Consider the following 23,222-nt stretch of genomic DNA (forward strand, 5'->3'; position numbering starts at 1 on the left):
TGCCCCACCAAGGTAATGCCCTTTTCAGGAAGTCCGCGCAAATACCGCCACAGTGCGTCCCGGAACGGCGAACGTGCCCGAATTCGCCGCATACGTAGAGGACTTGACGGTGGAGTCCGCGCCCGCCGCCTGCACCGGATGCAGCGCGTACGCAGTCCCGGCCAGTGCGTCGACCGTCTGCTCCTGCTTGTCGGGGGTCGCGTTGAAGACGACGACGAGGTCGCCGAGCTCCATCGTGATCACGCCGGGTGTCTCGTCCGTCCCCGACAGCGGGAAGGAGAGCTTCGACTGCACCTGGTCGGCCGTGGCGAGGGAGAAGACGCTCTCCGTCGTACGGACCTTCTGCAGATCCTGGTACGCGGCCGAGGTGCCGTCGATCTGGTCGCAGCCCACCTTGACGGAGGTCAACAGCGGTGTGGCGTAGGGCCACTTGGAGGCGTTGTCGGCCGCCATCGGCAGCCCGCCTCCAAAGCCGTTGCCGTCCTGGCAGTTCCAGTGGATGCCGTTGAACCAGTCACCGCTGTCGTAGGAGTTGCGGTCCAGGGACTTGGAGCGCAGCAGGTCGGAGCCGGCCTGGGAGAGGGACGGGCCCTGCGAGAGGGTGGCCGTCGCCATGGCCAGGACCTGCATACGGGCCCGGTCGCTCGCGCTCGTCGCCGCGGGCAGTTTGTAGGTGAGGGCGTCGTATAGGGACTCGTTGTCGTGCGCGTCGGCGTACGCGAGGGCGTCTCCGGGCGCGTCCGCGTATCCGGCCGCCTGGCCGTTGTAGTCGACCTCGGAGCCCTGGACCTCCTTGCCGCTGGTGTCGGTGAAGCTGAACTTGGCGAGATTGCCACTGAGCCCGACCTTGATCAGGTCCTGGTAGTGGAGCAGGCGGGCCTTCTGCTCGGCCGAAGTGCCGTTGCTGGTCGAGGAGTTGGGGTCGGTGTAGAGGCCGGACGCGAAGCCCTGGACGCCGGGGTCCTCGTCGAAGGGGCCGCCGCCGCGTACGGCGTCACGCGCACGGTCGGAGAAGGTCGCGATGCCCGTCCCCGCCATGTTCTTCTGCGTGGCCTGCGTGAAGCGGGCGTCGTCGGCCACCTCGCCGAAGTTCCAGCCCTCGCCGTACAGGATGATCTTCTTGCCGTCGACGCCGTCCTTGGCCAGGGTGAGCGCGTCGAGGGCCTTGCGGACCGCGAGGATGTTGGCCTTGGGGTGGTGGCCCATGAGGTCGAAGCGGAAGCCGTCGACCTTGTACTCCTTGGCCCAGGTGACGATCGAGTCCACCACCAGCTTGCCCATCATGGCGTTCTCGGTCGCCGTGTTGGCGCAGCAGGTGGAGTTGGCGACGCTGCCGTCGGCGAGGAGCCGCTGGTAGTAGCCGGGCACGATCCTGTCGAGTACTGACGTGTCGGCCTGACCGCTGGCAGCGGTGTGGTTGTAGACCACGTCCATGACGACCCGCAGGCCGTCCTCGTTCAGCGACTTGACCATCTGGCGGAACTCGACCGTACGGTCCGTGCCGTCCGGGTCGGTCGCGTACGAGCCCTCCGGAACGGTGTAGTGGTACGGGTCGTAGCCCCAGTTGTAGGCGTCCTTCGCGGCGATCTTCGCCACGCACTCCTGCTGCTTGTCGGAGTCGGCCGGGTAGGAGGCGAGGTCGCAGTCGGTGGTCGCCTGGTCGGACTTCTTCTCGGGGATGGTGGCGATGTCGAACGCGGGCAGCAGATGCACGTACGAGGTGCCGGACTTGGCCAGTTCCCGCAGGTGCTTGGAGCCGTCGCTGTCCTTGTCGGCGAAGGCGAGGTAGGTGCCCGGGTTCTCGGCAGTGGAGTCCGCCACCGAGAAGTCCCGGATGTGCAGCTCCTGGATCTGGGCGTCCTTCAGCGCCACCGCCGCGGGCTTCTCGAGAGTCGACCAGCCGCTCGGGGCAAGGGACTTGGCGTCCAGGTCGACGACGAGGCTCTGCTCGGAGTCGGCGGTCAGGGCCACCGAGTAGGGGTCGGTGACCGTGTTGGTGACGACCTTCTGGACGGTCGGCGCCCACACCTTGACGACGTACCGGTAGGGCTTGTTCGCCCAGGACTTCTTGCCGGTGACGGACCAGACGCCGGTGGTGCTGTTCCGCTTCATGGCGACGGTGGAGCCGTCGAGGTCCAGGGAGACGCTCTGTGCGGTGGGCGCCCAGACGGCGAGCGTGGGTACGCCGTTGCGGAAGGTCGGGCCGAGGTCCGCCTTCGTCGCGTCGTACAGATCGTCGAGTACGCCCGCGATCTGGACGCCCGTCGCCGCGAGCACCGCTCCGTTCACGGCGCGCTGCGAGGCGACGATCTGACCGTTCAGCGCTTCACGGACCCTGTCCCGGTCGCGCGGGTCGACGGTCCAGGCGGTGTAGTCCTTGAGGTGCGGGAAGGCGGTCTTCTGGGCGTCGGTGAGGGTGGACTTGGACAGGCGGAGCCACTTGGCGTCACCGGTCAGCGCGCCGTCCTTCACCGCGATCGAACCGTCGCGCGAGTAGAGCAGCTGCGTGGACACGGCCGCTTCGGAGCCGTTCCAGACGACCGTGTTCCGGTCGATCCAGACCGCCTTGGACGTGGTCAGGTCGAGCGCGGCCGCACTGCCCGCCGGCTGCGGGAGCAGGTACTTCTCCTGGCCGTTCAACAGCCACACCTCGTGGCCGTTCGCCGTGAGGTCGAGCGACTGGTCGGTGGGGAGGTCCTTCTCGTCGCCCTTGTGGAGGATGTAACTGAGGCTGGTGGCACCCTCGGCGAGCGGCACCTCGTACACAGCGCCATAGGCGTCAGTGTCCACCGGTTCCAGGGGCTTCGACCAGTCCGTGCCCGTCGCGGCGCCCGTCCAGACGTGCAGTCCCCAGCCGTCGTAGTTCCCGTCGGCGCGGTGGTAGTGCACGACCGCCTTGGTCTTGTCCTGCGCCGGGTAGTCGGGCTTCTCGGTGAGGACGGCTTCCTTGCCCTGCTCGACCCAGATCTCGCCCGTCTTCGTGACGTCGATCGTGCGGTCGGCGGAGACGTCCTTGTTGCCGTCCTTGTCGATCACGAGATAGCCGACACTGGAGGCGCCGGGCTTCAACTTGACGTAGGCGAAGGCCCCGTAGGCGTCGCGGCCGATGAAGTCGTGGCCCTCGGGCCAGGTCGTCGCCTCGCCGTCGGCGAGGTCGCCCCAGGCGTAGAGCCGCCAGTCGGTGTAGTCGCCGTCGGTGCGCTTGTAGTGGACGATCGCGTAGTCGCGCGAGGAGGCCGTCGGGACCTCTTCGACGGGCGGGGTGCCCGTGACGGAGGTGGCGGTGGCGCTCGAGGTGCGTCCGGCCGAGTCGATGACAACTGCCTTGTAGCGCAAGGCGGTTCCGGCCGGTACGTCCTCACCGATGGCCTGGGTGACCTTGTACGGGGCGTGGTCGGCGGAGCCGAGCGTCTGCCACTTGGCGTTGCCGACCTGGGCGGCGAAGACGACACGGTTGAGCTGACCGCCGGTGACGTCGGCACTCAGCTCGACGGTGCCGGTGACGCCCGCGTCCGGTGCCTTCAGGGTGAGCGCCGGCTTCGCGGCGGGTGCGCCGAGCCTGCCCGCGGCCTTGAGGACGATCGAGGAACCGGCCGGGACGGTGACGGTGACCTTGCTGTCGGCGGTGCTGGTGACGGTGTCCTGGGTGCCGTAGATCCCGCGGAAGCTCATGTCCGCCGAGCCCGTGGCGAAGGTCGCCGTCTTCGCCTCGCCGGCGTTGTTCACTGCGACGACGTACTCGGTGCCGGTCTTCGCGTCCGTACGGGAGAAGGCGTAGACACCGGCGCCGTCGGCGGCGTACCGCTCCGTCTGGACGCCGTCAGCGAGGGCGGGGTTGTCCTTGCGGAGCTTCGCGAGAGCACTGATCTGCTTGTAGAGCGGTGCACTCGTGTCGTAGGCGTCGCTCGCGTGGGTGCGGTCAGTGCCGAGTTCGTCGTCGTCGAGGTAGTCGGCGGTCTTGGAGGCGAACATCGTCTGGCGGGCGTCCTTGTCGCCGCCCGCGCCGGTGAAGCCCTGCTCGTCGCCGTAGTAGACGACCGGGTTGCCGCGGCTGAGGAACATCAGCTCGTTCGCGAGCTTGTCCTTCTTGAGCAGCTCGGCGTCGGTCGCGTTCGGGTTGTCCTGGTTCAGGAAGTACCCGATGCGGCCCATGTCGTGGTTGCCGAGGAAGGTGACCTGCTCGTACGCGTTGGCCTTGTCCGTCGTGTACTTGTAGTCGTCGCCGAAGACCGAGGCCAGCTTCTGCGCGCTGCCGCCCTGGGAGGCGTATTGGCGGGCCGCTTCCTGGAAGGGGAAGTCGAGCGTGGAGTCGAGGCGCCCCTCGGTGACGTACGGCGAAGTGATCGACGTGTCGGCGGAGTAGACCTCACCGAACATGAAGAAGTCGTCGCGGCCCTGCTTCGCCGCGTACGCGTCGAGGGCGGTGGCCCACTGCGTCCAGAACTCCATGTTGACGTGCTTCACGGTGTCGATCCGGAAGCCGTCGATGTCGAAGTCGCGAACCCACTTCTCGTAGATCTTCTCCATGCCGCTGACGACCTCGGGACGCTCGGTCCACAGGTCGTCGAGGCCGGAGAAGTCGCCGTTCTCGGAGCTTTCGCCGGCGAAGGTGGAGTCGCCGCGGTTGTGGTACATCGTCGTGTCGTTGAGCCACGACGGGACCTTGGCGTCCTGCTTCGCGGCCGTCACGGTCGGCGTGCGCGGGAAGGAGTCCGCGTCGACCTCGGGGAAGTCCTGCGAACCGGCTGTACTGCCTGCGTAGGCGGCGTCGTCGAAGGGCTCGCCGTCCTCCGTCAGATACGGGAAGGCGCCCTTGGAGAGGTAGCCGTAGGACTTCTCCTCGTAGTCGACGACATCAGCGGTGTGGTTGGTGATGACGTCGAAGAAGACCTTCATGCCCTTGGCGTGGGCCTTGGAGATCAGCGTCTCCAGGTCCTTGTTGGTGCCGAAGTGCGGGTCGACCTGGGTGAAGTCGGTGATCCAGTAGCCGTGGTAGCCGGCCGAGGCGTTGTCGCCGGTGCCCTGTACGGGCTGGTTCTTGAAGATCGGCGCCATCCAGATGGAGGTGGTGCCGAGGCCCTTGATGTAGTCGAGCTTCTTCGTCAGGCCCTTGAGGTCGCCGCCCTGGTAGAAGCCCTTGTCGGTGGGGTCGTAGCCGGTCGACAGACGTGAACCGGTCAGGCCGCCCTCGTCGTTGGAGGTGTCGCCGTTGGCGAAGCGGTCCGGGAGGACGAAGTAGAACTGCTCGCGGGTCGCGTCGTTGCGGGCGGCCGTCTTGGCGAGGGCCGCGTCGGACGGAGGCGCGGGCGGAGTCGCGGCGCCGGCCGTGACGGGCTGGACGAGTGCTGCGGCGAGGGCGGCCACGGCGACAGCCGCGATCCGTCCGCGCCGCGCGGTGTGATGGGGGGTGCGGTGCGCCCAGGGCGCCGACCATCTCGGTATCACAGGCCTGAACTCCTTGCGATTACGGCTCATTCGGGTCCGACCCCACGCCGCGGCTCGGCTTCGTTGCCGGGCGCCGGCGTGACCGTATCGCTTACGAAAGGTTTACAGCAAGAGTCTTGAAACCGATGGCAAGAACTTTCACATCCGGCTCGGACAAAGGGCCCGTTCACCAGGACGTCGGTGAACGGGCCCTCTTCTGCCACCACTCAGCAGCTGGACTTGCCCGAGTAGATCGCCAGCGCCGTGTTCGTGCCGAGCGTCGCCGTGAACTGGCCCGAACTGTTCACCGTGACGGTCGTGTTGCTCTGGACGTTGCAGTACGTGCCCGCCGCGAGGGAGGTCTGGTAGGTGCGGGTCAGCGAGGACGACTCGTGGTTGATGGCCACGTAGCCCTTGGAGCCGCGGCCGAACGCGATGGCGTCGGCGCCGTTGTCCCACCAGTTGGTGACCGACTCACCGCGGGTGGTGTTGCGGAAGGCGACCATCGACTGGATCTCCGGCCAGGCGTGCTGGCACTTCCAGCCGTCCTGCCAACAGGCGTTGACCGTACCGTCGTTGGGCGGTCCGGCGTCCGTGCTGGACCACTCGTAGCCGGAGTTGACGTCCGGGGCGCCGTACGGCCAGGCGAGCATGAAGACGTTCGCGAGGGTGTAGTTCGCACCGTCCTTGTAGTTCAGGGTCGAGCCGTTGCGCTCGGTGTCGTGGTTGTCGACGAAGACGGCCGAGACACCGCTGCTCATGTAGCCCCAGCCCTCGCCGTAGTTGCTCAGGTAGGCGAGGTTCTCGTTGTTGAAGACCCGCTTGAGGTCGTACGCGTACCGGAACTCCTGGACGTCGCCGTTGCCGGTGTACTCGGTCGGCTGGACGGCCTCGCCCGAGCCGTAGATGACCTCCTGCTTCCAGTACACGCTCGAATTGCTCAGCCGGGACTTGATGTTGGCGAGGTCGGCCGCCGGCATGTGCTTGGCCGCGTCGATGCGGAAGCCGTCGACACCGTAGCCGAGCAGAGTGTTCATGTAGCCGGCGATGGCGGAGCGGACGTACGACTCGCCCGTGTCCAGGTCCGCGAGACCGACCAGCTCACAGTTCTGCACATTGGTGCGGTTCGTGTAGTCGCTGATGCTGGCGGTGCAGTCGTCGAAGTCGTACGAGGAGTACAGACCCGGGTAGTTGTACTTCGTGTACGACGAACCGCCGGTGCCGGTGCCGCTGCCCGCCGACATGTGGTTGATGACCGTGTCGACGACGACCTTCACGCCCGCGTTGTGGCAAGCGGTGACCATGTCCTGGAAGTCGGTGGCGTTGCCGAGCCGCCCGGCTATCTGGTAGCTGACCGGCTGGTACGAGGTCCACCACTGCGAGCCCTGGATGTGCTCGGCGGGCGGTGAGACCTGGACGAAGCCGTACCCGGCGGGGCCGAGACGGCTGGCGCACTCCGTCGCGACGGAGTCGAAGTCCCACTCGAAGAGGACGGCGGTGACGTCCTTGGTGCCGGGCGGGGAGGCCGCCGCCGTGCCTGGGGGTACGGCCACCGTGACCGCCAGGCCCGCCGCGAGGGCGAGCGTGGCGGCAAGCGTTTTCCTTGCCATGTGAGTGCTCCTGCACTTCCTTGTGCGGGTGGGGGGATCGGAACGTATCTCTTGCAGACAAGTTTCAGCAAGATGTCGAAAGAACTTCCAACTCCTGTATTGACGCGGACCCTTCGGCGGTCCCACGCTCCACACGAGCCGACGCCCCGCGCGTCCCGGTCGAGCCGGCCGGATCCGAGGAGGAGCCGCACCATGATGGCCTTAAGACGCAGAAGGATCACCAGGCTGCTGCTGACCGCCGCACTGGCTGTCGGCGGTCTTGCCGCGCTGCCCGCCCAGCAGGCCGCCGCGGCCGACACCGGTATACCCAACGGGGATGTGATCGCCAACCTGTGGGAGTGGAACTGGAAGTCGGTCGCCGCCGAGTGCACCGATGTGCTCGACCCGGCCGGATACGGAGCGGTGCAGGTCGCGCCGCCCGCCGAGTCGCTCAAGCAGTCCAACTTCTACTGGTGGGACGTGTACCAGCCGTACGCGTACAACCTGAACAGCCGTTTCGGGACGGCGACCCAGTTCAAGACCATGGTCGACACCTGCCACGCCGCCGGCATCAAGGTCTACACGGACGCCGTGATCAACCACACCGCCGCCCAGACCGGCACCGGCTACAACGGCACCGTCCTCACCAGCAAGTACGACACCCCGGACTACGACCCGGCCGACAGCAACGACTGCACCACGACGATCACGGACTGGACCAACCGCTACCAGGTCCAGCACTGCGAACTCCTGGGCCTGCCCGACCTGGACACCGCCGAGAGCGGCGTCCGCACGAAGATCATCGGCTTCCTCAACCAGCAGATCGACCTCGGTGTCGACGGCTTCCGGGTGGACGCGGCCAAGCACATCGAGGCCGCCGACATGAGCGCCATCGTCGCCGGTCTGCATACGACGACCTCGGGCTCGGCGCCGTACATCACGCAGGAGATCTACCCGGGCACCCCGCCCTCGCTCGACGAGTACTACGGCACCGGTGACGTCCTCGACTTCACCTTCGCCTCCCAGGTGAAGTCGCAGTTCCAGGGCGACATCGCCAACCTGTCGAGTTTCGGGAGCAGTTGGGGGCTGGCCACCGAGGCGAACTCCAACACCTTCGTCACCAACCACGACACCGAGCGCAACGGCTACTCGCTCAGCTACAAGGACGGCTCCACAGCCGTGCTCGCCAACGTCTTCCAGCTGGCCCGCGGCTACGGCACACCGTCCGTCTACGCCGGCTGGACCTTCGGCCAGAGCGACGAGGCCCCGCCGAACTCGGGCGGCTTCGTCACCGACACCAACTGCGCGAGCGGCTGGTCCTGCCTGGACCGCGACACCGCGGTCTCGGGCATGGTCGGCTGGCACAACGCGGCGACCGGCTACTCCGTCGCCAACTGGCAGTCCCCCGCGTCCAATGTGATCGGCTTCGGCCGGGGCGGCGCCGGGTTCGTCGCCATCAACAACAGTTCCGGCGCGAACACGTACGCGTACACGACCGGTCTCGCCGACGGCACCTACCCGAACGTGATCGACGGCGGCGCCACGACGGTCACGGTCACCGGCGGCAAGGCCACACTCACCGTGCCGGCCAAGGGGGCGGTCGCCTTCTACGACCCGGACTACATCTGCACCGTCAACTGCGGCGGCGGCAGCACCGATCCGGGCACCGGCACGGTGACGGCCACCTTCAACGAGTACGCGTCGACGACCTCCGGCACCGATGTGTACGTGGTCGGCTCGGTCTCGGCGCTCGGCAGCTGGAACACGTCCAGCGCGGTGAAGCTCTCCTCGGCCGGCTACCCCGTCTGGAAGACGGACGTCTCCGTGCCGCAGAACAGCAGCATCGAGTACAAGTTCATCAAGAAGGACGGCTCCGGCAACGTCACCTGGGAGTCCAACGCCAACAGAACGCTCACCACGGGCACTTCGGCCGTGGCGACCAACAGCTCCTGGAACGTGGCGAGCGCCAACGCCACAGACGTGACCTTCGGCGTGAACGCCACGACCAGCTCCGGCACCAACGTGTACGTCGTCGGCTCGATCCCGTCACTCGGCTCCTGGAACACCGCCGACGCGATCCCGCTCTCCTCCGCCTCCTACCCGTACTGGGGCAGGCTCGCGATCGTGCCCAGGTCGACGTCGTTCGAGTACAAGTACATCAAGAAGGACGCGTCCGGGAACGTGACGTGGGAGTCGGGCGCCAACCGGACCTACAGCACGGGTTCGGGGGCGGGCTACAGCGTGACCGACACCTGGAAGTAGGCAGGCCCTGCGAGGAGATGAGCGGTGCCCCGTGGACCGGGGCACCGCTCACACGCGTGTCAGACCGTCCACCACACGGTGACGTCCGCCGGCAGCTTCGCCTCGCCGCCGTCCTCCGAGAGGGTCACCTCGCCGCTGGCGATCAGCACGCGGCCGTACGCCGGGACGGTCACCGCCTCGGTGCCGGTGTTGGCGGTGCAGACGAACTCCCCGCGGCGGAAGGCGAGTACGCCCTCCGGTGCCCTCAGCCACTCGACGGAGTCGCCCGCGCCGAGGTCGCGCCGCTCCCGCCGGACGGCGAGCGCCTCGCGGTACAGCTCCAGGGTGGAGCCCGCCGCGCCGGTCTGCGCCTCGACGCTCAGCTCGGCCCACTCGGCGGGCTGCGGCAGCCAGCTGCCACCGCTTCCGAAGCCGTACGAGGAGCCCTCGCGGGTCCACGGGATCGGCACCCGGCAGCCGTCGCGGAAGCCGTCCTGGCCCGCGCCCCGGAAGTAGGCGGGGTCCTGGCGCACCTCGTCCGGCAGGTCCACGACGTCCGGCAGGCCGAGCTCCTCGCCCTGGTAGAGGTACGCGGAGCCGGGCAGCGCCAGCATCAGCAGGGTCGCCGCCCGTGCCCGGCGCAGGCCCAGCTCGCGGTCGCCCGCGGTGCGGATCTGGGTGCCGAGCCCGGCCTCGTTGGCGAAGCGGGTGGCGTGCCGGGTCACGTCGTGGTTGGAAAGGACCCAGGTGGCGGGGGCGCCGACCGGGCGCATGGCGTCCAGCGTGCGGTCGATGCAGGAGCGCAGCTCGGGTGCGTCCCAATGAGTGCCCAGGTACTGGAAGTTGAAGGCCTGGTGCAGCTCGTCGGGGCGCACGTAGTTGGCGGTGCGCTCGATGGTCGGGGTCCACGCCTCGGCGACGAAGATGCGCTCGCCCGAGTACTCGTCGAGGATCGTGCGCCACTGGCGGTAGACGTCGTGCACGCCGTCCTGGTCGAAGAACGGCATGACATCGTTGCCCAGGAGCTTCAGCTGCTCGTGGGAACCCAGGTCCGGCAGGCCCTCCGCCTTCACAAGTCCGTGCGCCACGTCGATGCGGAAGCCGTCGACGCCCATGTCGAGCCAGAACCTGAGGATGGAGCGGAACTCGTCGCCGACGGCCGGGTGTTCCCAGTTGAAGTCGGGCTGCTCGGGCGCGAAGAGGTGCAGGTACCACTCGCCCGGGGTGCCGTCCGGCTCGGTGACCCGCGTCCAGGCGGGGCCGCCGAAGATGGACTCCCAGTCGTTGGGCGGCAGTTCGCCGTTCTCGCCCTTGCCGGGCCGGAAGTGGTAGCGCTCCCGGAGAGGGGAACCCGGCCCCTCGGCGAGGGCCCGCTTGAACCACTCGTACTGGTCGGAGGAGTGGTTGGGGACGAGGTCGACGATGATCCGCAGGCTCAGCTCGTGGGCGTCGCGGATCAGGGCGTCGGCGTCGAGCAGGTTGCCGAACATGGGGTCGACGGCCCGGTAGTCCGCCACGTCATAGCCGGCGTCGGCCTGCGGCGAGGCGTAGAAGGGGCTCAGCCACACGGCGTCCACGCCGAGGTCGCGCAGGTAGGGAAGTCTGGAACGTACGCCCTCCAGGTCGCCCATGCCGTCACCGTTGCTGTCGGCGAAGCTGCGCGGATAGACCTGGTAGATCACCGCGTCGCGCCACCAGTCGCGATGTGCGGCGACGGTGGCGAGGACGGAGGTCGGGGCCTGGTCGGTGGAGTGCTGGCTCATGGCGTCCTTGATGCGATGGGGGTCCCCCGGTCGAGCGGAGCCGAGAGTGGGGGATTCGGGTCATGGGCGTGTATGGAGACAACGGGACGAGGCGGCCGCGGTGACAGCGGGGTCGGATGGTCACCGCGGCCGCCACCCGCGCGACAGGGTCGCGCGGGAGCTTCCGAGCGGGCGTCAGCCCTTCGTGCCGCCCGCGGTGAGGCCGGCCACCAGGTTCTTCTGCACAAGGTAGAAGAACGCGGAGACGGGTATCGCGACCAGCACGGCGGTGGCGGCCATCAGGTTGCGCTGCGCGTCGTGCTCGCTGACGAAGCTCTGCAGACCGACGGCGAAGGTGTACTTCGTGTCGGACAGCATGAACGTCGAGGCGAAGGCGACCTCGCCGAACGCGGTGATGAAGCTGTAGAACGCGGCAACCGCCAGGCCCGGCTTGGCGAGCGGCAGGATCAGCCGCGCGAAGGTACCGAAGGGGCTCAGCCCGTCGACGCGTCCCGCCTCGTCGATCTCGAACGGGATCGTGTCGAAGTAGCCCTTGAGCAGCCAGGCGCAGTACGGCACGGCGGTCGAGCAGTAGACGAGGATCAGGCCGAAGTAGTTGTCGATGAGCTGGAGTTCGGAAAGGATCTCGTACATCGGCACCATCAGTACGGCGACCGGGAACATCTGGGTGACCAGCAGGACCCACATGAACTTCTTGTAGCCGGGGAAGCGCATGCGGGAGACCGCGTAGCCGGTGGTTGCGGCGACCAGCACCCCGATGAAGGTGGTGCCGAGCGACACGACGAGCGTGCTCCACAGCCAGTCGAAGAACGGCGTGTGCTGGAGCACGAACGCGTAGTTGTCGAGCGTCATCTTGCCGAAGATGCGCCCGGGGTGCAGATAGTCGTCCTTGTCCGGGCCGAGGGACAGGTAGACCAGCCAGGCGATCGGGAACAGCGCGACGAGGCTGGCGACGATCAGGATGCCGTGCGAGGTGATCGACCCGGCGAGGCTGTTCTCACCGCGCCGGCGCGACTTGCGGGGAGGCAAGGCGTGGTCCGTGGGAACCTTGTCCGCCGGAGCGGAGCTCTGAAGTGTGGTGCTCATGGGGGCTCCTGCCTCAGTTCGCGAGCTGCTGCTCATTGCGGGCCAGCCAGCGTCGGTAGACGGAGGTGAAGACGATCAGGATGGACAGCAGCAGGACACCGTAGGCGGCCGACTGCGCGTAGTCGCGCGGCTGTTGGCCGAAGCCCAGGTAGTAGGCCCAGGTGACGAGGATCTGCGCGTCCGGGGCGGTGTCGCCGAAGAGCAGGAAGATGACGGCGAACTGGTTGAACGTCCAGATGACGCCGAGGAGTACGACGGTGGAGCTGACGGGCCGCAGTCCCGGCAGCGTCACGTGCCGGAAGCGCTGCCAGGCGTTGGCGCCGTCCATCTCGGAGGCCTCGTACAGGGTCGAGTCGATGGACTGCAGACCGCCGAGCAGCGAGACCATCATGAAGGGCACACCGCACCAGGTGTTGACCATGATGGCGGAGGTGCGCTGCCAGAAGGTCTCCTCCAGCCACAGCGGCGACGGCAGATGCAGCGCGTCGAGGGCGGAGTTGATGATGCCGTTGTCGGCGAGCATGAAGCGCCAGCCGAAGACGGTGACGAAGGTGGGTACGGCCCACGGCAGCACCAGGATGAGCCGGTAGAAGGTGCGCCCGCGCAGCTTCTGGTTGAGCAGCAGGGCGAGACCGAGCCCGATGGCGTAGTGGAGCAGCACGCACAGCGCCGTCCACACGATCGTCCAGATGAAGTGCGACCAGAAGCGGTCGTACGAGGTCGGGCCCCACAGGATGTCGGCGTAGTTGTCCAGGCCGATGAACTTGTAGGTGGCGTCGATGTGGTTGACGCCGATCTGGCGGGCCGAGTTGAGGCTGTTGGCGTCCGTGAACGTCAGGTAGATGCCCCGCACCAGCGGGTAGAGCACCAGCGCGCCGAGCACGATGACCACCGGAGCGATCATCGCGTACGCGTACCAGAACTTCTGGTACCCGTGCTTGAGACGCTGGAGCGGCCCGGGGCGCGGCCCTCGGTCACCACGGCGCTTACCGGTCGCGCGGTCGATGACGACTGTCATGGTTCGACACCTTCTGGAAGATCAGGGGTTGGGCGCACGCAGGCCGATGGCCGCCGGATCTGTCCCCCCAGTTCAGGCAGATCCGGCGGCCACACGGGGTCACTTACTGAAGTCGGGGACCAGCTTGGCGATCGCGGTCTCCGCGGTGCTCAGGCCCTTGTCCAGCGATTCGTTGCCGGCGGCGACCTTGTTCAGCTCGATGTCGAGCGGGCCCCACAGCGAGCTGTACTCGGGCAGCGCCGGGCGCGGCTGGGCGTTGACGAGCACCGTCTGGTAGCCGGCGATGCCCGGGTCGGCCTTGACGTCGGCGGTGTAGGCGTCGTCGCGGGTCGGCAGCGTGGAGTTCTTGAGGGCGATCGTCTCCTGGGAGGTCGCCGAGGTCATGAACTTCAGGAACTTCAGCGACGCTTCCTGGTGGGCCTTGTCCGAACCGGCGTACACCGAGAGGTTGTGGCCGCCGGTCGGGGCGCCCGCCTTGCCGGTGGAGCCGGCCGGGACGCTGACGATGCCGAGGTTGGCCTTGTCCTTGAAGGCCGAGCCCTTGTAGAAGTTCGTGATCTCCCACGGGCCCTGGATGATCGAGGCGACCTTGCCGCTGACGAACGCCTCCTGGATGTGGGCGTACGCGTCGACGGTGGTGTCGGCCTTGTGCAGGCCGCTGCCGTCGAAGAGGCCCTGCCAGGTCTCGTAGCCCTTGACCGCGGCGGCCGAGTTGACGGTGATCTTCTTGGCGTCGGCGTCGACGGTGTCGGTGCCCTCGCCGTAGAGGAAGGACTGCGCGTAGTAGGCCTGGGTCGATCCCCAGTAGCCGTCGACGCCCGTCTTCTTCTTGATCGTGGCGGCGGCGGTCTTGAGCTCGGCCCAGGTGGTGGGAGCCGCGACGCCGGCCTTCTCGAAGATCGCCTTGTTGTAGACGAGGGCGAGCGTGTCGGTGACCAGCGGCACACCGTACGTCTTGCCGTCGTACTTGGCCTGCTCGATCAGGCTGGGCTGGAACTTGCTCTCGTCCGCGAGGGCCTCGGTGCCGTCCAGCGGCAGGAAGTAGCCCTTCTTGGCGAACGCCGGGGTCCAGCCGACCTCGGAACGCAGCACGTCCGGGGCGCCACTGGCACCGGCGGCTGTGTCGAACTTGTTCTGCGCCTGGTCGAAGGGCACGTTGACGTACTTGACCTTGACGTCGGTGTTGGCCTTCTCGAATTCCTTGACCAAGGCCTGGTACGTCGGCGCCTCATTGGTGGCGTTGGAGGTGTCCCACCAGGTGATGGTGGTGGGGCCGTCCGACTTGTCGCTGCCGCTGTCACTGCCGCCGCAGGCCGTCGCCGCGAGGGCGATGGACGCCACCAGCGCGGTGGCCGCTATGCCACGCCGCATGAGATCTCCTTGAGGGTGAAAGCCCGAGTGGTTGAGGCAGCGGTCCCGCCCGCTCCCCTTGCCGACTTGCCGACTGCGCCGTTGCGTCCGCCGGGCGACGTGAACGTAACAGCGTTGTAAGCGACGCGAAAGACCTTGCAGCAAAAAAGTGCAAGGACTGCCGAGAGTTACGTGCCCGTGACCTCCACCCCAGAGGCCCGAAACCCCTGTACAAGGCCGCTCAGCAGACATGCGACCCCCTGTGCAAGACTCTGCAAGCTCTTGCCACACCTGCCGGGTGCGAGGATCATCACCCCGTCAGCGCCTTGCAGGAGCCACCCCCTGGCCACCCTTTCCCGCGGCGCACGCCCGGGACGCCGAGCCGACCACTACACGAGGGAGCGCGATGACGCAGCAGCCCGGAGCGGGCCGTTCAACCGCCCGCACACGGCGTCTGGTTGGTGGGCAAGGTGAGACCCGGCCGGTACAGTCCAATCCTGTGACCACACGGCTTGCCGACATCGCAGCCCAGGCGGGGGTCAGTGAGGCGACTGTCAGCCGCGTCCTGAACGGGAAGCCGGGCGTCGCCGCGACCACCCGCCAGACCGTCCTGGCCGCGCTCGACGTGCTGGGCTACGAGCGCCCCGTACGTCTGCGGCAGCGCAGCGAGGGCCTGGTGGGCCTGATCACGCCGGAGCTGGAGAACCCCATATTCCCCGCCCTGGCGCAGGTCATCGGCCAGGCGCTGACACGGCAGGGCTACACACCGGTCCTCGCGACCCAGACCCCGGGCGGCTCCACCGAGGACGAGCTGACGGAGATGCTGGTGGACCGGGGCGTCGCCGGCATCATCTTCGTCTCGGGCCTGCACGCCGACACCTCCGCGGACATGCAGCGTTACGACCAGTTGCGCGCCCAGGGCGTCCCCTTCGTCCTCGTGGACGGTTTCTCGCCGAAGGTCCAGGCGCCGTTCATCTCGCCGGACGACCGCGCGGCGATGGCCCTGGCCGTCACCCACCTCGTCTCGCTCGGCCACACCAGCATCGGACTCGCGCTCGGCCCCAAGCGGTTCGTGCCGGTGCAGCGCAAGATCGAGGGCTTCATACGCACGATGCAGGAGCAGTTGGGGCTGCTGCCCGCCGACATCGAGGAGCGACTGGTCCAGCACTCGCTGTACACGCTGGAGGGCGGCCAGGCAGCGGCCTCCGCACTCATGGACCGCGGTTGTACGGCCGTGGTGTGCGCGAGCGACATGATGGCGCTCGGCGCGATAAGGGCGGCACGTCAGCGCGGTCTGGACGTCCCGAAGGACGTCTCGGTCGTCGGCTTCGACGACTCCCCGCTCATAGCCTTCACCGACCCGCCGCTCACGACGGTCCGCAAGCCGGTGCCCGCCATGGGACAGGCGGCGGTACGGACGTTGCTGGAGGAGATCGGCGGGACGCCCGCGCCGCACAGTGAGTTCGTGTTCATGCCGGAGCTGGTGGTGCGCGGTTCGACCGCTTCGGCACCTGGGGACCGAAACCGCCCGTAATCCTCCCTGAGAAGGAGCACGGTCGGCCTCCTCTCGTCGTAGAACATGCGACCGGGACCCGACCAAGGGATGATCGGTGGGGGAAGGCTTTTCTGGCAGACTCTGTGTCTATGGGTGAGACAACCGTGACGACACTGGAAGGCCGGGAGCAGGCCCCTCCACAGCCCGTCGCGGAGGAGAAAGCGGGGCAGCGTTTCCTGCGCAGGTTGCGGACCCCGCGTCGCCCCCGCCTCTGGTTCGAGATCCTGCTCATTGCGGTGAGTTACTGGACGTATTCACTGATCCGGAACGCGGTTCCGGAGCAGCGGGGACAAGCCCTGCGCAACGCGGACTGGATCTGGCATGCGGAGCACCAACTCGGCATCGCCTTCGAGGAGTCCCTCAACCACGCCGTGAACTCGGTGACATGGTTGATCATCGGCATGAACTACTACTACGCGACGCTGCACTTCGTGGTGACGCTGGGTGTTCTGGTGTGGCTGTACCACTGGCACCCCGGCCGTTACGCGGCAACGCGCCTCGCCCTCTTCGCCACCACCGCGGTGGCCCTCGTCGGCTACTACTTCTACCCGCTCGCGCCGCCCCGCCTGATGAACGGCGGCAGCTTCGTCGACACGGTCCTGGTCCACCAGACCTGGGGCTCGATGGCCTCCGGCGACCTGAAGCACATGTCCAACCAGTACGCCGCGATGCCGTCCATGCACATCGGCTGGTCCCTGTGGTGCGGCCTCACGATCTTCGCCCTGGCCTCCACCCCCTGGGCCCGCATCCTGGGCCTCCTCTACCCGACGGCGACCCTGGTGGTCATCGTCGCCACGGCCAACCACTTCTGGCTCGACGCGGTCGGCGGCATGCTCTGCCTGGCCTTCGGCTTCACGGTGGCAAGGCTCTGGTACGGCGCACTGCCATACGCGCTGCCCCGATGGGTGCCGGGAACACGCGGAGCTCAGCTGCTGCCGATCAAAGCCTGACTCGACAGGCGGGCCGCCTCCCGCAAGCAGTCGATCAGCCCCCGCAGCGCAGGCTGCTCAGGAGCCGTCTCCCGCACCGCCACATAAATAGCCCGCCGAGGCTCAGGATCACGCACCTCACGGATGACAACATCCGGATGGAGACCCCCCAGCCCGAGCCGGGGAATGAGCGAAACCCCCAACCCAGCCGCCACAAACCCCTGAGCGGTCACATAGTCCTCACTCTCGACCACGAAGCGGGGCCGGAACCCGGCCACGGCACAAGCGTCGAGCTGAGCATCAAGACAGGACCCCGGCCACTCACTCCCGACCCAGGGCTCATCAGCGAGCTCCGCCAGCTCCAGTGCACGCTTCCCTGCGAGCCGGTGCCCCTTGGGCAGGACGGCACGGTAGGGATCATCCAGCAGCCGCTCCAGCCGTACGCCTTCGGGCCCGCCGGAGTCATCGGGCGGCCGCACGACGAGCGCGAGGTCGGCCCGCCCCTCCTTCACGTCGGGCAGCGGATCCTCGGGATCGACGAGCTTCAACTCGACCTGCACACCAGGATGTTCGCCCCGGAACCGGGCAATGGCAGGAGCCACCAGCGAGGCCCCCGCCGTGGCGAAGTAGCGCACCGCGAGCCGCCCCGTACGCCCGGCCCGCAGATCCCCGAGAGCGGTCTCCGCCTCGGCCACCTGCCGCCCGATGACATCGGCGTACTCGGAAAGCAACACCCCCGCCGCGGTAGGCCGCACACCACGCCCGACCCGCTCCAAAAGCTCGACCCCGGCCTGCTTCTCCAGAGCGGCGATCGCCTGGCTGATGGCAGACGGCGTGTACCCGAGATCAGCCGCGGCAGCGGTAACGGACCCACACCCCACCACAGCTGACAGAACCTGCATACGCCTCACATCAAGCATGCAGCACAGCTTAACAGTGCATGCAAAACCCTTCACTTGTCCTCACAAGTAAATTACTGGACCGTAAACGCATGCCACGCCACCTCGCGTCCTCCCTCCGCATGGCCACCCTCGCTCTCCTCTGGGGCTCGGGCTTCCTCTGGATCAAACTGGCCCTGAACCACGGCCTGTCCCCCGCCCACATCACGATCACGCGCTGCGCCCTGGGCACAGCAGTACTCCTGTTCCTGGCCCACAGGGCCAAACAACACCTCCCCCGCACCCGCAAACTCTGGACCCACCTGGCCGTCGCGGCCCTGCTCTGCAACGCCATCCCCTTCGCCCTCTTCGCAATAGGCGAGCAGACCGTCGACTCCGGCATAGCAGGCGTCCTGAACGCAACAACCCCCCTCTGGTCCCTAGTCATCGGCCTCTCCGTCGGCACGGACCGAGGCCTCCACCCCCTACGCCTGACCGGCCTCTTCCTGGGCTTCGCCGGCGTACTCCTGATCTTCGCCCCCTGGAACCAGGAAGGCCTGACCAGCTGGGGAGCCGGGGCCCTGCTGGCAGCCGCCGCAAGCTACGCAATCGCCTTCGCATACATGGCCCGCCACCTCACCACCCACGGCGCCCCCTTGGCCGTATCGGCAGCCCAACTCCTAACCGCCACAGCCTGGAGCACCCTGGCCCTCCCCACAGCAGGCACGGTGACCAACGCAGACGCCACAGCCCTGCTCTCCATCACCATCCTGGGCATCTTCGGCACAGGCATCACCTTCTACCTCAACTACCGCATGATCGCCGAAGAGGGCCCCACCAGCGCAGCAACAGTCGGCTACCTGCTCCCAGTCGTCTCAATAGCCCTGGGCGCCCTGATCCTGGACGAACAAATAGGCCTACGAGTAATCACAGGCATGGCCATAGTCCTGACAGGCGTAGCCATGTCCCGCAAAAACCCGAAACGACCAGAGCAAGCAGCGACCCCCGACGCACCCGCAGCCGCGAACGCACGGAAGGGGCCGGGGGCCGGTACATCACAAGCCCGTCGCGTACGTTCGCGTCACCGGACGCTCCCCTACTCACCCAAGGTCTGATCCGGCGGCGACGGGCGGATGTACCGGCCCCCGGCCCCGACCCCCCACCGAACCCCAAGGCGCCCGGGCCGAGACTCACGCCCCGTAGAACAGTTCATCCACCAGCGCCCGAGCCCGCCGAGTAATCCGCCGATAGTCGTCGAGCATGTCCCCCACATGCCCGGGCCCATACCCCAAGTACCGCCCCACGGCGGCAAGTTCCCGCCCATCGGACGGAAACGTATCCCCGGCCCGCCCCCGCACCAGCATCACCGCGTTCCGCACCCGCGTAGCCAACACCCAAGCCTCATCCAGAATCCCCGCATCCTCTCCGGCAAGGAGCCCCGCAGCACAAGCCGCAGCAAGACCCTCCCGAGTCCGGGTGGTCCGCAACCCCGGCTCCACCCACCCATGCCGAAGCTGCAGCAACTGCACAGTCCACTCGACGTCGGACAACCCACCCCGCCCCAGCTTGGTGTGCAGCGTCGGATCCGCCCCCCGCGGCAACCGCTCCGACTCCATCCGGGCCTTGAGCCGCCGAATCTCCCGTACGGCATCGTCCCCGAGCCCCTCCGCCGGATACCGCAGAGGATCGATCAGCTCGATGAACCGCCGCCCCAAGTCCGCGTCACCGGCAACGACTTCGGCCCGCAGCAAGGCCTGCGACTCCCACACCAGCGACCAGCGCCGGTAGTACGCCTCATAAGAATTGAGCGTCCGCACAAGCGGCCCGGACTTCCCCTCCGGCCGCAGATCCGCATCGATCATCAACGCCGGATCCGCACTCGGAATCTGAAGCAGCCGCCGCATCTCGGAAACAACACCATTGGCGGCCCGAGACGCCTCCTGCTCGTCAACACCGTCCCGGGGCTCATGCACGAACAGCACATCGGCATCGGACCCGTAGCCCAGCTCATGCCCCCCGAACCGCCCCATGCCGATGACGGCGAACCGAGTAGGAAGGGTCTCCCCCCACCCGTCCCGCACGACGGCCCGCAGCGTCCCGGCAAGAGTCGCAGCAGTCAGATCGGAGACCGCACCACCAACCAGATCCACCAGCGCCCCCTGGTCGGCGACGGCAGGATTCTCCTCGGTGCCGTACGAGGCAACGATGTCGGCGGCGGAGATACGGAACAGTTCCCGCCGCCTCACCCCACGCGCCGCCGTGACCGCCTGCTCACCCCCGGCGGCCCGCCCCACCGCCGCGAGGATCTCCTGCTCCAGATGGGCACGGGTCCGCGGTTCGAGCCCACCCCGGCCCCCGTCCCCGTCGCCGAGCAGGGCGACGGCCTCGGGGGCACGCATCAGCAGATCGGGCGCGAGCCGCCCGGCGGACAGCACGCGCGCCAGATTCTCGGCGGCGGCACCCTCGTCCCTCAACAGCCGCAGATACCAAGGGGTCTTGCCCAACGCGTCCGACACCTTGCGGAAGTTGAGCAGGCCCGCGTCCGGGTCGGCGGAATCCGCGAACCACCCCAGCAGCACAGGCAGCAACGTCCGCTGGATCGCGGCCTTGCGGGACACCCCGGAAGCCAGCGCCTCCAGATGCCGAAGCGCCGCCGCCGGATCGGCGTACCCGAGCGCGACCAGCCGCTCCCGAGCCGCGTCGGCGCTCAACCGGGTCTCGCCGGGGGCGAGTTGGGCGACGGCATCGAGCAGCGGCCGGTAGAAGAGCTTCTCGTGCAGCCGACGTACGACGGCAGCGTGCCGCTTCCACTCGCGGTTCAGCTCGACGACGGGATCGGCGCGCAGGCCCAACGACCGCCCGATGCGCCGCAGATCGGCGTCCTCCTCGGGCACGAGGTGGGTCCGGCGCAGCCGATAAAGCTGTATCCGGTGCTCCATGGACCGCAGAAACCGATACGCCTCGTCGAGCTGCACGGCGTCGGCACGACCCACATACCCACCGGCGGCCAGCGCCTTCAGCGCGTCAAGGGTGGTCCCACTCCTCAGCGACGTATCGGCCCGCCCGTGCACCAACTGCAGCAGCTGCACGGCGAATTCGACATCCCGCAAGCCTCCCGGCCCGAGCTTCAGCTCACGATCGACCTCGGCGACGGGGATGTTCTCCACCACCCTGCGCCGCATCTTCTGCACGTCGGGAACGAAGTTCGCGCGCTCGGCGGCGTGCCAGACGAGGGGCGCGAGCGTGGCGACGTAGCTCTCGCCGAGCACGAGGTCGCCTGCCACCGGCCGCGCCTTGAGGAGCGCCTGGAACTCCCAGGTCTTGGCCCAGCGCTGGTAGTACGCGAGGTGGCTGCTGAGCGTCCGTACGAGCGGCCCGTTCCTGCCCTCGGGCCGCAGGTTCGCGTCGACGGGCCAGATACTGCCCTCGACAGTGGTCTCGGAGCAGATCCGCATCAGATGCGAGGCAAGCCGGGTGGCGGCCTGGATCGCCTTGCCCTCATCGGCTCCCTCCACCGCCTCCCCCACAAAGATCACATCGACGTCGGACACGTAATTGAGCTCGTGGCCACCGCACTTGCCCATCGCGACGACTGCGAGCCGGCACAGCGCGGCGTCGTCGGGCGCGGCGGCCCGGGCGATGGCGAGCGCGGCACGCAGGGTCGCCGTCGCGAGATCGGCGAGCTCGGCGGCCGTCTGCGCGAGATCGGTCGTGCCGCACACGTCACGCGCGGCGATGGAGAGCAGGCAGCGCCGGTAGGCGACGCGCAGCGTGACGGGGTCGTCCGCCTCGGCGAGCCCCCGCTCGAACTCCTCCACCCCGGGATGCAGGTCCTGCGGCTCGTACGTCACGAGCGCCTGCCAGTCGTGCGGGTGCCGGGCGAGATGGTCACCGAGTGCCGCGGAGGCGCCGAGCACACCGAGCAGCCGGTCCCGCAGCGGCTTCGCCGCGATGAGCGTGTCGAGCAGTTCATGCCGCTCCGGGCGCCCGTCCTGCGCCTCGACGAGTCGTACGAGCCCGAGCAGCGCCAGATCCGGGTCGGCGGTGGCCCCCAGCGCGTCGAGGAGCACCGGATCGGCCTTTATCGGCGCCAGCTCGACACTCTCCAGAAGCCGCTCGGCGCCCGACGGATCGGTGAAACCGTGCCGCAGCAGCCGCGTGAAGGTACTGCTCCTGCGCCCCGGCGCCGTCATCCTCGGCCCTCCCGTCGGATCAAGGTCGTACGACCTTGAGCGTAACCGGAGAGCCCGGTACGAGCGCCGGGAGCGCAGCAGGGGGCGTTCAGCGGGCCACCACGATCGTCGCCGGACGGCCCGGGTCCACCCGCACCGTGCTGCCGGGGGTGCGGCCCGGGACGTCGATGCCGTCGGGAGGCGGTGCGACGGCCACGGCGAGCGGCTGCCCGGTGAGCGGAACCAGGATCTGTCGTACGGTGCCGGGTCGCGCACCGCCGGAGTGCGAGGCGTACTGGACCTTGAGGCACTGCGTCCGCAGGCTCGCCAGTACGTCCGTGACGGGAGCGCCCGCCTCGACCGCCGGGAGCACCACATTGCGGTTGGTCCGCTGGTCCAGGTCCACGCACGCGGGGCCGCTCGGTGGCGGTGCGGGCTGCCCGGGCCGACCCCCGTGCGGTGCGGACAGCGTGAGCCGGGCGAGGTCACCGGAGGCGGCGTTGGTGGTGTCGATGCGGATCGTGTCGCGGCGGAGCCACTGCAAGGGGTGGCCGTCGAGATCGGCTCGCACCCACTGCGCCGTGTCGACGAGGAATCCCGTCTCGGCCTGGACCTCTTCCGGGGGCAGCAGCTCGGGTGCCCTCGCCCCCGCTCGGGAGGCCCGTTCCGTCACCGCCTGAGGCCAGTGCCGCAGCACGACCAGCAGCTTGCCGGCGGGCCGGGCGAAGGGGTGTGCGCGGCCCGCGGACACCACGTGCGTGCCCGCCGGCGCGACGGCCGTCCGGGAAGCCCCGGAAACCTGGATGCCGCCGCGCGCGTCGACCGCGAAGCGCACGGCGGAGAACGCCGCACCGGCTCCCTTCGCCTCGGAGGCGGCCGCGGCGCCGGGCGCCGGGTCGCACCCCGTGCCCAGCAGAGCGGCGACCAGGGCGGCGGCGGCGCCGACGAGGGTCGCGGGGTGGCGCAGCGGAGGGTGCGGGTTGTCGTGCGAATCGCCGTGCGGGTTGTCGTGTCGGTGAGTACGCACAGCATGAATGCGCACAGCATGAGTGCGCAGGTGAGAACGCATGGGTGCCTCTGGGTCTCTGGATCCCCCGACGGCCGAACGACCGTCTGTGTCGAGACTGCGCCCGCCAACGTCCGTAGCCCATTCGGCATTTGACGAATCTCCGGCCCGCCGGGGCACCCCGGAGGCGTACATTCGCAGCAGGCGAAGA

13 protein-coding genes are annotated in these 23,222 nt (G+C 68.2%); 4 read left to right on the forward strand and 9 right to left on the reverse strand.

Annotated features, from left to right (window positions below; genetic code table 11):
• Positions 1 to 24: 24 nt before the first annotated feature.
• Together pulA and OG219_RS14020 are read right to left on the reverse strand one after the other, a co-directional pair.
• Positions 25 to 5,445, reverse strand: coding sequence for a pullulanase-type alpha-1,6-glucosidase (pulA, locus tag OG219_RS14015; RefSeq protein WP_266826402.1), 5,421 nt, complete (start codon positions 5,443 to 5,445; stop codon positions 25 to 27).
• 206 nt (positions 5,446 to 5,651) lie between these two features.
• On the reverse strand, positions 5,652 to 7,034 hold the full coding sequence (locus OG219_RS14020; protein WP_266826404.1) for an alpha-amylase family protein: 1,383 nt from the start codon (positions 7,032 to 7,034) through the stop codon (positions 5,652 to 5,654).
• Positions 7,035 to 7,226: 192 nt separating this feature from the next.
• Between OG219_RS14020 and OG219_RS14025 the strand changes: the two genes are divergently transcribed.
• On the forward strand, positions 7,227 to 9,275 hold the full coding sequence (locus OG219_RS14025) for a carbohydrate-binding module family 20 domain-containing protein (protein WP_266826406.1): 2,049 nt from the start codon (positions 7,227 to 7,229) through the stop codon (positions 9,273 to 9,275).
• Between the two features lie 59 nt (positions 9,276 to 9,334).
• On the opposite strand, the gene OG219_RS14030 is transcribed toward OG219_RS14025, so the two are convergent.
• The 4 genes from OG219_RS14030 to OG219_RS14045 all read right to left on the reverse strand — a co-directional run bounded on the left by OG219_RS14030 (position 9,335) and on the right by OG219_RS14045 (position 14,492).
• Positions 9,335 to 11,017, reverse strand: a complete 1,683-nt coding sequence (locus tag OG219_RS14030; protein ID WP_266826407.1) for a glycoside hydrolase family 13 protein — start codon at positions 11,015 to 11,017, stop codon at positions 9,335 to 9,337.
• A gap of 174 nt (positions 11,018 to 11,191) precedes the next feature.
• The gene (locus OG219_RS14035; RefSeq protein ID WP_266826408.1) at positions 11,192 to 12,103 is read right to left on the reverse strand and encodes a sugar ABC transporter permease; all 912 of its coding nucleotides are present in this window, start codon (positions 12,101 to 12,103) and stop codon (positions 11,192 to 11,194) included.
• Positions 12,104 to 12,116: 13 nt separating this feature from the next.
• The gene (locus tag OG219_RS14040) at positions 12,117 to 13,121 is read right to left on the reverse strand and encodes a carbohydrate ABC transporter permease (protein WP_266826410.1); all 1,005 of its coding nucleotides are present in this window, start codon (positions 13,119 to 13,121) and stop codon (positions 12,117 to 12,119) included.
• 99 nt (positions 13,122 to 13,220) lie between these two features.
• On the reverse strand, positions 13,221 to 14,492 hold the full coding sequence (locus OG219_RS14045; RefSeq protein WP_266826412.1) for an extracellular solute-binding protein: 1,272 nt from the start codon (positions 14,490 to 14,492) through the stop codon (positions 13,221 to 13,223).
• A 478-nt stretch (positions 14,493 to 14,970) separates the two neighbouring features.
• Between OG219_RS14045 and OG219_RS14050 the strand changes: the two genes are divergently transcribed.
• Entirely contained in the window at positions 14,971 to 16,005 is a 1,035-nt protein-coding gene (locus tag OG219_RS14050; RefSeq protein WP_266826414.1) for a LacI family DNA-binding transcriptional regulator, read from the forward strand.
• Positions 16,006 to 16,115: 110 nt separating this feature from the next.
• Positions 16,116 to 16,976 (forward strand): phosphatase PAP2 family protein, encoded by an 861-nt coding sequence (locus OG219_RS14055; protein ID WP_266826416.1) that lies wholly within the window; start codon positions 16,116 to 16,118, stop codon positions 16,974 to 16,976.
• On the opposite strand, the gene OG219_RS14060 is transcribed toward OG219_RS14055, so the two are convergent.
• Positions 16,952 to 17,875, reverse strand: coding sequence for a LysR family transcriptional regulator (locus tag OG219_RS14060; protein ID WP_266826418.1), 924 nt, complete (start codon positions 17,873 to 17,875; stop codon positions 16,952 to 16,954). The genes OG219_RS14055 and OG219_RS14060 overlap by 25 nt on opposite strands.
• 71 nt (positions 17,876 to 17,946) lie before the next feature.
• On the opposite strand from OG219_RS14060, the gene OG219_RS14065 reads away from it, so the two are divergent.
• Entirely contained in the window at positions 17,947 to 18,948 is a 1,002-nt protein-coding gene (locus OG219_RS14065) for a DMT family transporter (protein WP_266826420.1), read from the forward strand.
• Between the two features lie 75 nt (positions 18,949 to 19,023).
• On the opposite strand, the gene OG219_RS14070 is transcribed toward OG219_RS14065, so the two are convergent.
• Positions 19,024 to 22,026, reverse strand: a complete 3,003-nt coding sequence (locus tag OG219_RS14070; RefSeq protein WP_266826422.1) for a bifunctional [glutamine synthetase] adenylyltransferase/[glutamine synthetase]-adenylyl-L-tyrosine phosphorylase — start codon at positions 22,024 to 22,026, stop codon at positions 19,024 to 19,026.
• Between the two features lie 88 nt (positions 22,027 to 22,114).
• Positions 22,115 to 23,032, reverse strand: coding sequence for a hypothetical protein (locus OG219_RS14075; RefSeq protein WP_266826424.1), 918 nt, complete (start codon positions 23,030 to 23,032; stop codon positions 22,115 to 22,117).
• Positions 23,033 to 23,222 lie beyond the last annotated feature (190 nt).

The organism is Streptomyces sp. NBC_00038 (assembly GCF_026343635.1).
In the GTDB taxonomy this organism is placed as follows: Bacteria; Actinomycetota; Actinomycetes; order Streptomycetales; family Streptomycetaceae; genus Streptomyces.

Coding starts and splice junctions, on each gene's coding strand:
- OG219_RS14020 (WP_266826404.1), bottom strand. CDS start 7,034: ATGGCAAGGAAAACGCTTGCCGCCACGCTCGCCCTCGCGGCGGGCCTG.
- OG219_RS14025 (WP_266826406.1), top strand. CDS start 7,227: ATGATGGCCTTAAGACGCAGAAGGATCACCAGGCTGCTGCTGACCGCC.
- OG219_RS14030 (WP_266826407.1), bottom strand. CDS start 11,017: ATGAGCCAGCACTCCACCGACCAGGCCCCGACCTCCGTCCTCGCCACC.
- OG219_RS14035 (WP_266826408.1), bottom strand. CDS start 12,103: ATGAGCACCACACTTCAGAGCTCCGCTCCGGCGGACAAGGTTCCCACG.
- OG219_RS14040 (WP_266826410.1), bottom strand. CDS start 13,121: ATGACAGTCGTCATCGACCGCGCGACCGGTAAGCGCCGTGGTGACCGA.
- OG219_RS14045 (WP_266826412.1), bottom strand. CDS start 14,492: ATGCGGCGTGGCATAGCGGCCACCGCGCTGGTGGCGTCCATCGCCCTC.
- OG219_RS14055 (WP_266826416.1), top strand. CDS start 16,116: ATGGGTGAGACAACCGTGACGACACTGGAAGGCCGGGAGCAGGCCCCT.
- OG219_RS14060 (WP_266826418.1), bottom strand. CDS start 17,875: ATGCTTGATGTGAGGCGTATGCAGGTTCTGTCAGCTGTGGTGGGGTGT.
- OG219_RS14065 (WP_266826420.1), top strand. CDS start 17,947: ATGCCACGCCACCTCGCGTCCTCCCTCCGCATGGCCACCCTCGCTCTC.
- OG219_RS14070 (WP_266826422.1), bottom strand. CDS start 22,026: ATGACGGCGCCGGGGCGCAGGAGCAGTACCTTCACGCGGCTGCTGCGG.